This window comes from Actinomadura terrae (assembly GCF_022751215.1).
In the GTDB taxonomy this organism is placed as follows: Bacteria; Actinomycetota; Actinomycetes; order Streptosporangiales; family Streptosporangiaceae; genus Spirillospora; species Spirillospora terrae.
The window spans coordinates 363,794-376,853 of the sequence record NZ_JAICDG010000003.1 but is presented as its reverse complement, the minus strand read 5'-3'; the positions used below and the strand labels follow the sequence as shown (position 1 = coordinate 376,853).

Sequence of the window (13,060 nt, the reverse complement as noted above, 5' to 3'; positions counted from 1 at the left end):
TGAATTTTGGGTTACCGAACCTCCTCGATTATGCCAACTAGACGTACAGAACGGACACATGCTTGACTGACCGGATGCCGCGAGCCAACCGTCCGTCCACGGCCGGGGACATGCTCCGCCTCATCCGCGAGGACGGCGTCGCCACCCGCGCCGAGCTGGGCCGCATCACCGGCCTCTCGCGTCCGGCCGTCGCGTCGCGCGTCGCGGGCCTCATCGCCCGCGGCCTGGTGACCGAGCGCGCGGACGGCCCGTCCACCGGCGGGCGCCCCCCGGCCCGGCTGGAGTTCAACGCCGCCGGAGGCACCGTCCTGGTCGCCAACCTCGGCCAGTCGCGCGGGCAGATCGCCGTCTGCGACCTCGCGGGCGCGATCCTCGCCCGCGCCGAGGGCCCCCTGGCGGGCGCCTCCCCCGCCGAGACGCTCCCCCGCCTGCTCGACCGGTGGGCCGCCCTGCTGGACTCGGCGGGCATCGACCCCGGCACCGTGCGCGGCGCCGGGCTCGGCGTCCCCGACGCCGTCGAGCACACCCCCGGACGCTGGGACGGCGTCGCCGTCGGCCCCCCGGTGCTCGCCCGCTTCGGCGTCCCCGCCTACCTCGACAACGAGGTCAACGCCGCCGCCCTCGGCGAGCACCGCGCCCACCCCGGCGTCGACGACCTGCTGTTCGTCAAGGTCTCCACCGGCATCGGCGCGGGCGTGATCGCGGGCGGCGAGATCCAGCGCGGCGCGCTCGGCGCGGCGGGCGAGATCGGCCACGTCCCCATCCCGGACGGCGGCGGCCTCCCCTGCCGCTGCGGCAACCTCGACTGCGTCGAGGCCGTCGCGGGCGGCTCCGCGCTCCTCGCCCGCTCCCCCGCCGCCGACCTGCCCGCCCTCGCCGCCCTCGCCCGCTCCGGCGACGCCCCGACCGTCGCCCTCCTGCGCGCCGCCGGACGCCGCATCGGCGAGGTCGTCGCCACCGCCGTCAACCTCCTCAACCCCGCCGTCGTGGTCCTCGGCGGCGACCTCGCGGGCGCGGACGCCCCGCTCATCGCGGGCCTGCGCGAGGTCGTCTACCAGCGCTCCACGGCCCTGGCCACCCGCAGCCTGCGCATCGAGGCCAGCCGCCTCGGCGAGTCCGCGGGCCTGACCGGCTGCGCCGCGATGGTCCTCGCCCGCGCCCTGGCCCCCGAGACCATCGACGCCTGACCGTCCTTTTCGCCCTTGTTCGTTTACCCGCACCGGGGCGGTCCGAAATAGCGCGGAGCGGCCCCTTCCGGATTTCTTCCACTAACCTGGCCGCCAGGTGGTCGAAGAACAGCATGGGGGCTGCGCGTGGGGTCGTCCTTTCCGATGGTTCCGTCCGACTCTCATGGACCAGCGGCGCGACGCGAAAGCGGCCTGACGAGATACACGCCCGCGCCGGGAGTCCATCAGCCGGGCGAGATGGGCCTGAGCAAAGGCCGCAACCTCCGAGACGAATGCTGGCAAATGATCGGCGCCCGCATCCGGCAGCGGCTCGCCGAACTGTCCGGCGCCGCCGTCGAATGGTACGCCGCCACCTACTCCTCCGACGAAGAGCGCCCGTACGCCGTGACGTTCGGGCACGCGGGCCTGTCCATCGCCGAGCCCCGCGTCAACACCGACCACCGCCCGGTCTACGCGATCTCCTCGTTCCAGTTCGTGCCCGGTTCCCTCCGGCACGTCCAGGTCGATCACAGGCCGTTCCCGCTGGCTCCGCGGCCGTTCGCCAACGCGGGCGCCCCCGGCTCCGGAAGCGCCCCCACTCTGGGCCTTGGACAAAGCACGCTCGGCCTTCTCGGCAACCTTCCGCCGCGCGCCCAGGAACTCCTCCAGACGCCCTTCGTCGACGGCCAGAAGATTCTGCGCGACGACTGGCACTACGAAGGGCGCACCAATCGCCTCAACATGTTCATGTTCTTCCTGGCCGGAGCCAAGGACGTGACCGTCGCGACCGGCACCAAGGTCATTCCCGTCGGCCACACCGACGCGACCGCGCACTGGTCGCTGACCTGCTACCGGGCGTCGGTGGCACGCCGCATCGGCCGGTAGCCGCGCCATGTTCGGCGGCCTCTCCGGACACGACGCCTACGAACTCCTCCACGTCTCCCCGGACGCCTCGTCCGAGGAGATACAGAGGGCCTGGCGAAAGCTCGCGCGAACCCATCACCCCGACAGGTTCACCGACCCCGCCGCCAAGACCAGGGCGGAACGGGAGTCACGCCTCATCAACCTGGCGCGGGACGTCCTGCTCAACCAGCGCGCCACCTACGACGCCCACCGCCGCGGCCCAGAGCCGGCCGAGGAACTCATCGAAGAACCCTGGGAAGAATTCCCAGACCCATGGGACGAGGAACCTCCACCTGACCCCTGGGCCGACGCCACCCCGGGCGCCGCCGCGCCGCCCTTCACCTACGCCCCGCGCCCCCAACCCCCGCCCGCCTACACCCAACCCACCTACACCCCACCCGCCTACCCCCCGCCCACCTACCCGCCGCCCCAATACGTCCCGCTCCCGCAGTCCCGCTACCGCAGACGCCGGCGGATGGGCGCGACAGCCGGAGCCGGCTGCGCGCTCTTCTACTTCGGCATGATCTTCCTCTTCATCGCGGCCTCCTTCCTCGGCGGCTCGGACGACCCCGAGCCCGAGGCGCCCGTCCCCGGCAGGCTCGCGGGCACCTGGACGGGCACCGTCAAGATGGTCGGCGGCGACTCGTCCTGGGACATCGAGCTCACCCTCCGCAAAGGGAAGCACAACGGCAAGGTCCGCTATCTGCGCGGGAAATGCACCGGCACGGCAGTACCGGTAGCGGCCGACGCGAGCAGGACCGTGACCGTGCGAACCGCCTTCTCCAACGAAGGGTCCAGCTGCGACGCAGGCGACCTGCGCATCAGCTCACGCGCGGACGGACGCGCCCAGGCCACCTACTACAAAGCCGACGGGGTCACAAAGTCCGCCACAGGGACGCTCCGCCGCCGATGAGTTTCGCCGCTCCGGCACGTCTACTTAGGCAAGGACCGGTCGACGAGGGAGGCCCGATGTCACTGCCGCAGGTCGTGTCACGCGAGGAATGGCTGGCCGCGCGCAAGGAACTGCTCGCGCGGGAGAAGGAGGCCACCCGGGCGCAGGACGCCGTCCACGCGCGGCGCCGCGAACTGCCGATGGTGCGGCTCGACAAGGCGTACGAGCTGGAGGGCCCGGCCGGGCCGGCCGGCCTGCTCGACCTGTTCGAGGGCCGCCGCCAGCTGATCGTCTACCACTTCATGTTCGACCCCGACTGGGACGCGGGCTGCCAGAGCTGCTCCCTGGTGACCGACAACATCGGCCACCTCGCGCACCTGCACAACGCGAACACGTCCCTCGCCCTGGTCTCCCGCGCCCCCCTGGCCAAGATCGAGTCCTTCCGGGCGCGCATGGGCTGGACCGTCCCCTGGTACTCCTCCAACAAGAGCGACTTCAACTACGACTTCCACGTCTCCAACGACCCGTCCGTCGCCCCCGTCGAATACAACTACAAGGACGCCGAGACCCTGGAGCGCGAGGGCCTTTCAGGCTTCGCGAACGGCGAGGCGCACGGCCTGAGCGTCTTCCTCCGCGACGGCGACACCGTCTACCACACCTACTCCGCCTACGGCCGCGGCCCCGAGGCCCTCGTCGGCACCTACCATTTCCTGGACTTCACCCCCTTGGGCCGCCAAAAATACATAAACGAATTCGCCCACCACGACCGCTACGAAGACACCAACCCCCCGTCCTGCCACTAACCCCCCACAGGCCCCGGCGCCCCCACCCCCTCCGCGCCGGGGCCTTCTCATGTCCGCGCAAACCGAGGTGCCGCATCCGAGGGCAAATAGATCAACTGACACGCGCCATTCACGCACCACCGGCACAAGTAGCACAATGATGGACGTTTAGGACAACGCTTGCCGCCTCGCACTTCCGATGAGAATATTTCTCCAAGGGATGGCGATCGAAAGTGAGCGACATCGTGACCAGGCCATGGGAAGCAGATCATGAGGTTGGCTTTCGTCGAAGACTGGGGAAGACGGCCGCCGAAGTGGGCGACAGCCGCACCACGCAGGACTGCCCCGAGATCTGGGAACTGGACAACGGAGACATCGCGGTCATCGGCCGCGACGCCACCGGCGCGTACAGCGACCGGCTCCCACCCGGCGTGAGCATCGGCTCCGACGAACGACTCGTGATCATCTCCGGGCGCATGCTCTCGGCGGCGAAACCGGACATCCGAGATGCTTGACCAGATCCCGGCGCTGGACGGCGACACACTCGACCACGCCGCCTATCACAAGGATTTCGCCCGGCAGGCCGAGGACCTGCGAGGCGTGATCTGGAAGCTCGAACGCTCCCAGGTCTTCCGCGAGCCGCGCGACACCAGCTGGCAGGCGTTCATGGCGGGCGACTGGCGCGGTGCCCTGGAACTGCTGGAGAAGGACCGTGAGGCCGTCAGAACCGAGGCCCGGCAGAACGCCGCCAAAGGCCTGGAGATCCGGCGCGTCCGGGTGGCCGAGCTTCCGATCGGCCCCTACCTCCAGTGGGAGTTGCACGCGCTGAAGCTTCTCGCCGACGAAGGCTTCGGCCTGACCGTCCTCACCGCCGACCAGGTCGCGCCTCTCGAAACCCGCGCCCGACTGCCCGAGGTCGTCGTCTTCGGGAACGAGGTCCTCTACGAGGTGCAGTACGAGCCCGACTGGACACCGTGCGGGGCCAGGCGAATCACCGATCCGGACGTGATCAGCGCGGCGGCCACCGAGATCAGAGCCCTTTACGAACGCGGCGAGCCTTTCCACGACTTCTTCAGACGGGAGGTCGCCCCTCTCCGGGCACCCGCCGTTTGAATACCGCCGTGAATGCCCTCAGCCCGTCCGATCCGCCGTACGGCGAAGGTGGTCAGCGTTTCGTTCGGCGTCTTACTCGTCGTCGGGCTGATCGGCGCGTCACCGTGGGCGCTGCGCGCGTTCGACGGGTCGGCGGCGAGTTGGGAGCGGTTGAGCTTCATCGGCCAGACCTATGGCGCCGCGTCCGCGCTGCTGGCCGTCATCGCCCTGATCGGCATCGTCGCGACGCTCGTCCTCCAGGCTCACGACACGAGGATCGCCCGCGAGGAGGCCCGCCGCGCCGCGATCGCCGAATTGCTGAAGATGGCCATGGACGACCCGGACCTCGACGAGGCCTGGGGGCCGGTGCCCGAAGGCGAGAACCGCAAGGCCCGCCGGCAGCTCATGTACATCAACATGATCGTCTCCGAGTGGCAGACCTCGTTCCAGACCGGGGCGCTCAACGAGAAGCGTTTGCGCGCCATCTCCCGTGAGATGTTCAGCGGACGTCCCGGACGCGCCTTCTGGCAGGAGGCCCGCGAGGTCCGCATGAGCACGTCGGAGAACAAGCGGGCGCGCCGTTTTCACCAGATTCTGGACGAGGAATTCCAGCAGGCCCCTGCTCCCCCGCCCGAACCGCCGCAGGCCCGTCAGCGGAGTTGGCCGCTTGTCGCCGGCGCCGTTACCGGAGCCCTGGTCTTGGTGCCCTTCGTCCGGTGGGTGCTGCGGCGCAAGTAGGCGGGGCGCCGGTGCCCGGCTGTGCGGCGCAGTTTCTGTTGTGGTCGACTGGGGGGACGGGTGGTCAGGGAGGTTTTGGTGGGGCAGGCGCAGGCGGTTGTGGCGGTTTTGCGGCGGGGGGATCGGGTGCTGGTCATCCGGCGGGGGCCGGAGGCTCAGAGGTCGGGGTACTGGGCTCCGCTCAGCGGCAAGGTGGAGGCCGGGGAGAGTCAGGCGGACGCGGTGGCGCGCGAGGTGCACGAGGAGGTGGGGCTGCGCGTCTCGCCGCTGGCGAAGGTGTGGGAGTCGGAGACCGACGACGGGCGGTTCCGGCTGCACTGGTGGGTCGCCGATGCCGGGACGGGTGAGGTGGTCATGGACCCCGGCGAGGTGAGCGACGTCCGCTGGGTCACGCCGGACGAGTTCCTGCGCATGGAGCCCATTTTCGACGGTGACCGGGAGTTCTTCGAGCGGCTTCTGCCCGACCTTCTTCCGGGGGACTGACGGGCCGGAGAACGTCGCACTTTCGGCGTTGCCCGCGAGGGTGGGTTTGTGGTGGTGGTTCGTGTTCTTCGAGGTGGGGAGGGCGGGGTGGGGTTAGCCCCACCCCCGGGCAGGGGGGTTGGCTTCCGGGAATGGGTGGTTGGGCCCAATGTCCGGGAGTCCTCCGGGCGACAGGGTTGTTGTGGTGAAGGAACCCGGCACGGAGGACGGCATGGCTGACGGTGTGATTCGCGGGGGGCGGACGTTGCGGTCCGCGCGGCCTCTGATGACGGAGGTGGCGCTGCTGCTCGGTCTGTTCGCGTTCTACAAGTACGGGCGGACGCTCGTGAAGCACGGGCCGGGCGAGGCGCTGTCCAACGCCCACTGGTTGTGGGGGTTCGAGCGGTCGTGGCTGCCGAGCGAGGTGTCGTTGCAGCATTGGGCGCTGGAATGGGACCACACGGCGTTCCTCGCGAACCTCTATTACGTGTCGGTGCATTTCCCCGGGACGGCGCTGCTGCTGGTGTGGCTGTACGCGCGGCACCGGGATTCCTACCGCCGGGTCCGCAACGAACTGGTGGTGTTGACGACGGCGGGTCTCGTTGTGCACCTGCTGTTCCCGCTGGCGCCGCCGAGGCTGGCGGGCGTCGGGGCCGTGGACACGATGCTGACCGTGGGGCCGTCGGCGTATCCGGCGGCGGCCGACGGGATCGCCAACCAGTACGCGGCGATGCCGTCGCTGCACATCGGGTGGGCGCTGCTGGTGGCGGTCACGGTGGTGCGGGTGTCGAGCAGCAGGTGGCGGTGGGTGGTGGCGCTGCACGCGCCGGTCACGGTGTTCGTGGTCGTGGTCACCGCCAACCACTACTGGACGGACGGCCTGGTCGTCGCGCTGCTGCTGGGCGGGGCGATGCTCGTGGTGAAATGGCTGCATGATTCCGTTGCACACCAGTGGCGAGGAGCCCGCGGCCTCCGTGGCGCTGCTGCCGGTCGGGAGCCACGAGCAGCACGGGCCGTACCTGCCGCTGGCGACGGACACGGTGATCGCCTGCGTGGTCGCGGCGGAGATCGCGCGGTCCCACTCGGTGCGGACGCTGCCGCCGGTGACGATCTCGTGCTCGCAGGAGCACGCGGGGTGGCCGGGGACGGTGAGCGTGTCGGCGGTGACGCTGACCTCGATCGTGCGGGACGTGGCCGGGTCGCTGCGTAGGGCCGGGGTGCCGAAGCTGGTGCTGGTGAACGGGCACGGGGGCAACTACGTGCTGGGGAACGTCGTCCAGGAGGCGGGAGGGGACATGGCGCTCTTCCCCGTCCTGGACGACTGGGAGGAGGCCCGCCGGGCGGCCGGGCTCGAAACCTCCGCCGACAGCGACATGCACGCCGGGGAGCTGGAGACGTCGATCCTCCTGCACGCCCACCCTGAGCTCGTCCGGGACGGGTACGAGGACGGCGACCACCTGTCCGGCGACCGGCGGCATCTGCTCACGGCGGGGATGGCGCCCTACACGGCGTCGGGGGTGGTGGGGCGGCCGTCACTGGCCTCGGCCCGCAAGGGCCGGGACGTCCTGGCGAGCCTGGTCGGGTCGTTCGGGCGGTGCCTGGCGGTCCTGGAGCAGTAGCGCGAGGGCGCCGGGCAGGCTCGCGACGAAGGCGAGCACCCCGTAGACGACGGCGACGGTCAGGCCCCGCTCGGAGCCGAGCCCGGCCGCGCCGAAGGCCAGCGACAGCACGGCCTCGCGCGGGCCCCAGCCGCCGATGTTGATCGGCAGCGCCATGACCAGCAGCGCGAGCAGAACGAGCGGGACGAGGTCCCCCAGCGGGGCGGTCACACCGGCGAGGCGGGCGGCGATGAGGAAGAGCGTGACGTGCCCGGCGAGGGCCCCGGCGGACAGGGCGGTGACGGTCGGCCACGCGTCCAGGACGGGGCGGACGTCGAACGTCCGGCGGCGCGCGACCACCAGTACCCCCGCGAGCACGCCCAGCAGCGCGAGGCCGGGGAGCACCGCCGGGCCCAGCGCCGGAAGCAGGGACGGGCGCGCGAGCAGCACCGCCGCACCCGCCGTGAGCAGGACGGCCTGCCCGGCGGCGCGTTCGAGGACGACCGCGCGGACGCCGCCCGCCACGTCCCGCGCCCGGTGCCCGTGGCTGACCGCGCGGTGCACGTCGCCGAGGACGCCCGCCGGGAGCACCGCGTTCAGGAACTGCGAGCGGTAGTAGTCGGCGACGGCCCGGCGCAGCGGCAGGTGGAGGCCGAGGCGGCGGGCGACGACGCGCCAGCGGGCGGCGCTGAGCACGGTGGTCGCGAGGCCGATGCCGAGGGCGGCGGCGATCGAGGGCGGGTCGACGGCGCGCAGCGCGGCCGTGAACGCGCCCGTGCTGTGCCACCACAGCAGCGCGGCGAGGATGCCGAGCCCGGCGAGCGGACGGAGCCACCGGGTCATGTGACGCCTCCCGGAACGGCCAGGATGTCGGCGTGCTCGATCTCGGCCTCGAAGCCGGACGCGAGGCGGCGGCCGAGGTATCCGGCGGCGGGCCGGGCGAGGCCCGGGCGCTGCTCGACGGCGGCGGCGACCCACCCGCGCAGCCACTCGGCGGCCAGCAGGGCGTGCGCGGGGCCGAGCCGCCAGGGGCTCGGTCGGGTCCGGACGACGGCGCCGCGCCGTCCGAACGCCTCGATCGCGGCGGCGACCGCGCCGGGGCCGAGGAGCCCGTCGCGCCGCTGGTGGTCGTCGAACGCGGCGCCGAGATCGGTGTCGAGCGGGTCGGGCGGGGTCAACCGGACGCGGCCGACGACCGACAGCGTCAGCAGCGCGGGGACACCGGCGGCGGTGACGGCGGCGGCGAGGCCGTCCAGCTCGGCGGAGGTGAGGATGTCCAGCAGCGCGGACGCCGTGACCAGCGACGCCCCCTCCAGATCGGCCGTGGCCAGGTCGCCCACGCGCGTCTCGAAGGGGGCGGGCGCGTGCGCCTGGGCCAGGAGGGCCGGGTCGGTGTCGCACAGGATCCAGCGCTGCGGGACGGGCAGGCGCGGCGCCAGCCAGCGGGCCATGGAGCCGGTGCCGGAGCCCACGTCCCAGATCGTCAGGGGGCCGGGAGGGAGGGCGGCGCGGAGCGGGGGCAGCAGGTCGGTCGCACGGGCGGCGGCGTCGGCGGGTTCGCGGAGCGTGAGCCAGGAGGCCGTGAAGCCGGTCGTCACAGCGCCTCCAGGACGGCGGCCATGGCGCGGGACGTCTCGTCCCAGCCGGGAAGGGCGCCGCGCCGGAGGCGGGCGGAGGCGCGCAGGCGCGAGCGCAGCGCGGGTTCGACGAGCCAGCGCCGCAGGGCCGCGGCGAGCGCGTCGGGATCGTCCGGCGGGACGAGCAGGCCCGGGACCCCGCCCTCCGGGTCGTGCCCGAGGGTCTCGGGGAGGGCGTCCACCGCCGTGGCGAGGACGGGCACGCCGCGCGCGAGGGCCTCCGTCACGACCATCCCGTAGGTCTCGGCGCGGGACGGCAGCACGGCGAGGTCGGCGCCCGCGTAGGCGGCGTCGAGGTCCGCGCCGGTCAGCGGGCCTTCCAGGTGGACGCGGTCGCCGAGGCCGTGGCGTCCGATCGCACGGCGCAGCCGGGCGACGTGGCCGGGGTCCTGGTCGAGGGGGCCGACGAACGCGCAGGTCCAGGGCAGGTGCGCGACGGCGGCCAAGGCCTCGACGAGCAGGTCGTGGCCCTTGCGCGGGGTCAGCGAGGCCACGCACAGCAGGCGGGACGCGCCGTCCCCGCCGGAGGCGAGCGGCGCCGGGTCGGTCCCCGGCGGGACGGCGTGGACGCGCCACGGTTCCAGGCCGTGGTGGTCGATCAGGCGCCGCCGCGCCCACGGGGACGTGGCCATGACGGCGCGCGCGGCCCGCAGGACGGCGTTCTCGCGCGTGTCCAGGTCGGCGGCGACGTGCGCGGGCAGGCCCGTCTCGTCCGCCAGGGGCAAGTGGACGAGGACCGCGAGCCGCAGCCGGTCCGCATGCGGGACGACGACCTCCGGCACCCCGCAGGCGACCAGGCCGTCCAGCAGGACGGCGGTGCCGTCGGGCAGGGCGGCGAGGCCGCGGGCGAGTCCCTGGCGGGACGCGGCGTCCGGCCGCGGCCACGTCCCCGGGACGCGCAGCTCGACGGCGGCGGGCCCGAGCCCGTCGCGGAGGCGGCGGTCGTAGACGTTGCCGCCGCTCGGCGCGTCCACGTCTCCGGGGACGACGATCACAGCGCGCATTCGTAGCTCGCCCAGGCCACGTGGGACTCGCGCAGCGTCACGGTGATCCCCGACAGGCCGCGCGCGCCCTCGCCCAGGGCGCCCTCGCGGACGCGCGCGGCGAGCCGGTCGGCGACCACCTTCGCGAGGAACTCCGTCGAGGTGTTGACCCCGGCGAACTCGGGCTCCTCGTCCAGGTTGCGGTAGTTCAGCGCGGCGAGGACGCCGTTCAGCTCGCGGGTGGCGAGGCCGATGTCCACGACGAGGTTGTCGGCGTCCAGCTCCGCGCGGCGGAACGTCGCGTCCACGACGTAGGTGGCGCCGTGCAGGCGCTGGGCGGGTCCGAACACCTCGCCCCGGAAACTGTGGGCGATCATGACGTGGTCGCGGACGGTGACGCCGAACAAGGGGCCTCCTCGTGGTTGGCGGACTCGTAGGTGATGCGGTGGCAGAGGGCGGGCAGGTCGCCGCCCGCCAGACGCGGCATGGTCTCCGGCAGGTCGCCGAACGGGCTCTCGCCGGTGATCAGCGCGTCGAACGCGGGGTCGGCGAGCAGGCGGAGGGCGAGCGCGATCCGGTCGGCGAAGGTCCGGCTCCCCCGGCGGGGCCCGATCGTGCCGACCTGGCTGCCCCGGACGGCGAGGCGGCGGGAGTGGAAGTGCTCGCCGAGCGGGACGGTGACGCGCCGGTCCCCGTACCAGCTCAGCTCGATCACCTCGCCGCCGGGCGCGAGCAGGTCGAGCGAGCGGGCGAGGCCCGCCTCCGTGGCGCTGGCGTGGAACACCAGGTCGCAGCCTTCCCGGGCGTCCCGCGGCGGCGCGAACTCCACGCCGAGCCGCGCGGCGACGGCGGCCCGGGCCGGGTCGGTGTCCACCAGCTGGACCGACGCGCCGGGCAGCCCGGCGAGCACCCCCGCGACCGCGCAGCCGACCATCCCGGCGCCGACGACCGCGATCCGGTCGCCGACCAGCGGCGCCGCGTCCCACAGGGCGTTCACGGCGGTCTCGACCGTCCCGGCGAGGACGGCGCGTCCGGGCGGCACGCCGTCCGGGACGGGGGTGACCGCGCTCGCGGGCACGACGTAGCGGGTCTGGTGCGGATAGAGGCAGAACACCGGGCGGCCGAGCAGCGCGGACGGCCCCCGTTCGACCTCGCCCACGTTCAGGTAGCCGTACTTGACCGGGCCGGGGAACGCGCCGTCCTGGAACGGCGCCCGCATGATCTCGTGCTGGTTCGCGGGCACGCGGCCGTGGAAGACCAGCGCCTCGGTACCCCGGCTGACACCGGAGAACAGCGTCCTGACGAGGACGTCGTCGGGCCCCGGGTCGGGGAGCGTCTCGGCGCGGATCTCGCCCTCACCGGGCGACCGGATCCAGTACGCGCGCGCGTCGCGGTTCATGCGTCCTCCTTCGGGGTCGCCGGGCGAACAACCAGTGGACGTCGCGTCCGAACGACCAGGTGAGCAGGCCCAGCGCCGCCGCCACCAGGACGTCCGCGTGCGGAACGGTCCCGGCGGCGGCCACCACGAGCGCCACGCCCTGGAGCGCCGCGACGGCCTTGCGCGCGAGGCTCGGCGGGAGCGCCGCACGCAGCCAGGGCACCGCGAGCGACGCGGCGCCGAACGCGTACCGCATCGCTCCGATCGCCAGCACCCACGCCCCCGCCGACTCCGCGACCCGCACCGACAGCACGAGGATCAGGAACGCGTCGACCTCCATGTCGAACCGGGCGCCGAGCGCCGAGACGGTGCCGGTGCGGCGGGCGACGCGTCCGTCCAGGCCGTCCAGGACGAGCGCCACCGCCGACAGCGCGACGAGCGCCGCGCCGTCGCCGCCCTCCCCCGCCAGGTGCGCGGCGACCAGCGCCGTCACTCCCCCGGCCAGGACGGCGCGGACGAGCGTCACGTGGTCGGCGGGCCCGAGCGCGCGCCGCGCCCGGAACGCCGCCGCGAGAACGATCCACGCCCCGGCCGCGTAGCCGAGCCCGGCCGCCCAGCCCGCCAAGCCCGGACGCAGCACCGCCAGCAGCCCGGCCTGCGCCGCGACCGCCGCCGCCAGCTCCCGCCCCGGCGTCACCCGCGTGGTCGGCGTGGTCGGCGTCACCCGCGCGCCTCGTCGAGGTGGGGCAGGTCGTGGCCGAGGCGGTCGCGCTTGGCGGTCAGGTACCGGACGTTGTCGTCGCTGACCGGGACGAGCAGCGGCAGCCGCGCCGCCACCGCGATCCCGTAGGACTCCAGCGCCGCGACCTTGGCCGGGTTGTTGGACAGCAGCCGCACCGACCGCACCTTGAGGTGGCGCAGCACCCGCGCGGCGGCGCCGTAGTCGCGCACGTCCACCGGCAGGCCGATCGCGGTGGCGGAGTCGACGGTGTCGAGCCCGTGGTCGTCCTGGAGGACGTGCGTGCGGACCTTGGCGACCAGCCCGATCCCGCGTCCCTCGTGTCCGCGCAGGTAGACGAGGACGCCCGTGCCCTCCCGCGCGAGGGCGTCGAGGGCGGCGCCGAGCTGGTCGCCGCACTCGCAGCGCGTCGCGCCGAAGATGTCGCCGGTCATGCACTCGGAGTGCATCCGGACGAGCACGCCCTCCCGGCCGCCCACGTCCCCCCGGACGAGCGCCAGGTGCTCGTGCCGGTCGACCGGGTCGCGGAACGCGACGGCGCGGAAGACGCCGCGCCGCGTCGTCAGGTCGGCCTCCGCCAGATCGTCCGGCCCGAACAGCTCCCCGTCCTCGGGCTCGTGATCCCCTTCGTCGGCACCGCGATCGTGCATCGTTCCCCCTCCTCGGCTCGGCGTGCTCAACCCCTGGTAC

The 13,060-nt window shown here is 73.3% G+C and carries 16 protein-coding genes and 1 pseudogene; 10 read left to right on the top strand and 7 right to left on the bottom strand.

Annotated features, from left to right (window positions below; genetic code table 11):
- Positions 1-74: 74 nt before the first annotated feature.
- From K2F47_RS21595 to K2F47_RS21550, 10 genes and pseudogenes are all read left to right on the top strand, one after another.
- Positions 75-1,187: an ROK family transcriptional regulator gene (locus tag K2F47_RS21595; RefSeq protein ID WP_242906548.1), complete on the top strand. Its 1,113-nt coding sequence runs from the start codon at positions 75-77 to the stop codon at positions 1,185-1,187.
- 282 nt (positions 1,188-1,469) lie between these two features.
- Positions 1,470-2,051, top strand: a complete 582-nt coding sequence (locus tag K2F47_RS21590; RefSeq protein ID WP_242906546.1) for a hypothetical protein — start codon at positions 1,470-1,472, stop codon at positions 2,049-2,051.
- A gap of 7 nt (positions 2,052-2,058) precedes the next feature.
- Complete coding sequence (locus K2F47_RS21585) at positions 2,059-2,982, top strand: J domain-containing protein (protein WP_242906530.1); 924 nt, start codon at positions 2,059-2,061, stop codon at positions 2,980-2,982.
- A gap of 56 nt (positions 2,983-3,038) precedes the next feature.
- Positions 3,039-3,764 carry a DUF899 domain-containing protein gene (locus tag K2F47_RS21580; RefSeq protein WP_242906528.1) on the top strand — a complete coding sequence of 242 codons (726 nt, stop codon included), beginning with the start codon at positions 3,039-3,041 and terminating at the stop codon, positions 3,762-3,764.
- A 224-nt stretch (positions 3,765-3,988) separates the two neighbouring features.
- Complete coding sequence (locus K2F47_RS21575; RefSeq protein WP_242907516.1) at positions 3,989-4,258, top strand: hypothetical protein; 270 nt, start codon at positions 3,989-3,991, stop codon at positions 4,256-4,258.
- Complete coding sequence (locus tag K2F47_RS21570; protein WP_242906527.1) at positions 4,251-4,856, top strand: DUF6879 family protein; 606 nt, start codon at positions 4,251-4,253, stop codon at positions 4,854-4,856. The genes K2F47_RS21575 and K2F47_RS21570 overlap by 8 nt, the downstream gene beginning before the upstream one ends.
- Before the next feature lie 12 nt (positions 4,857-4,868).
- The gene (locus K2F47_RS21565) at positions 4,869-5,573 is read left to right on the top strand and encodes a DUF6082 family protein (RefSeq protein ID WP_242906526.1); all 705 of its coding nucleotides are present in this window, start codon (positions 4,869-4,871) and stop codon (positions 5,571-5,573) included.
- 21 nt (positions 5,574-5,594) lie between these two features.
- Complete coding sequence (locus K2F47_RS21560; RefSeq protein WP_308198437.1) at positions 5,595-6,056, top strand: NUDIX hydrolase; 462 nt, start codon at positions 5,595-5,597, stop codon at positions 6,054-6,056.
- 148 nt (positions 6,057-6,204) lie between these two features.
- A pseudogene (locus K2F47_RS21555) lies at positions 6,205-6,936 on the top strand (phosphatase PAP2 family protein); the annotation flags it as partial.
- Between the two features lie 31 nt (positions 6,937-6,967).
- Entirely contained in the window at positions 6,968-7,654 is a 687-nt protein-coding gene (locus K2F47_RS21550; RefSeq protein ID WP_242906522.1) for a creatininase family protein, read from the top strand.
- On the opposite strand, the gene K2F47_RS21545 is transcribed toward K2F47_RS21550, so the two are convergent.
- Genes K2F47_RS21545 through K2F47_RS21515 form a run of 7 tightly spaced genes read right to left on the bottom strand, consistent with a single transcriptional unit; the run spans position 7,568 to position 13,020 of the window.
- Positions 7,568-8,476: a lysylphosphatidylglycerol synthase transmembrane domain-containing protein gene (locus K2F47_RS21545; protein WP_242906520.1), complete on the bottom strand. Its 909-nt coding sequence runs from the start codon at positions 8,474-8,476 to the stop codon at positions 7,568-7,570. The genes K2F47_RS21550 and K2F47_RS21545 overlap by 87 nt on opposite strands.
- Positions 8,473-9,231 (bottom strand): class I SAM-dependent methyltransferase, encoded by a 759-nt coding sequence (locus K2F47_RS21540; RefSeq protein ID WP_242906518.1) that lies wholly within the window; start codon positions 9,229-9,231, stop codon positions 8,473-8,475. Before K2F47_RS21540 ends, K2F47_RS21545 begins: the two co-directional genes overlap by 4 nt.
- Positions 9,228-10,274: a glycosyltransferase family 4 protein gene (locus K2F47_RS21535; RefSeq protein WP_242906516.1), complete on the bottom strand. Its 1,047-nt coding sequence runs from the start codon at positions 10,272-10,274 to the stop codon at positions 9,228-9,230. The genes K2F47_RS21540 and K2F47_RS21535 overlap by 4 nt, the downstream gene beginning before the upstream one ends.
- Complete coding sequence (locus K2F47_RS21530; protein ID WP_242906514.1) at positions 10,262-10,660, bottom strand: 6-pyruvoyl trahydropterin synthase family protein; 399 nt, start codon at positions 10,658-10,660, stop codon at positions 10,262-10,264. The genes K2F47_RS21535 and K2F47_RS21530 overlap by 13 nt, the downstream gene beginning before the upstream one ends.
- On the bottom strand, positions 10,627-11,652 hold the full coding sequence (locus K2F47_RS21525; RefSeq protein ID WP_242906512.1) for a zinc-dependent alcohol dehydrogenase: 1,026 nt from the start codon (positions 11,650-11,652) through the stop codon (positions 10,627-10,629). The genes K2F47_RS21530 and K2F47_RS21525 overlap by 34 nt, the downstream gene beginning before the upstream one ends.
- Positions 11,609-12,355, bottom strand: coding sequence for a CDP-alcohol phosphatidyltransferase family protein (locus tag K2F47_RS21520; RefSeq protein ID WP_242906511.1), 747 nt, complete (start codon positions 12,353-12,355; stop codon positions 11,609-11,611). The genes K2F47_RS21525 and K2F47_RS21520 overlap by 44 nt, the downstream gene beginning before the upstream one ends.
- Positions 12,352-13,020 (bottom strand): GTP cyclohydrolase II, encoded by a 669-nt coding sequence (locus K2F47_RS21515; protein ID WP_242906510.1) that lies wholly within the window; start codon positions 13,018-13,020, stop codon positions 12,352-12,354. The genes K2F47_RS21520 and K2F47_RS21515 overlap by 4 nt, the downstream gene beginning before the upstream one ends.
- Between the last annotated feature and the right edge of the window lie 40 nt (positions 13,021-13,060).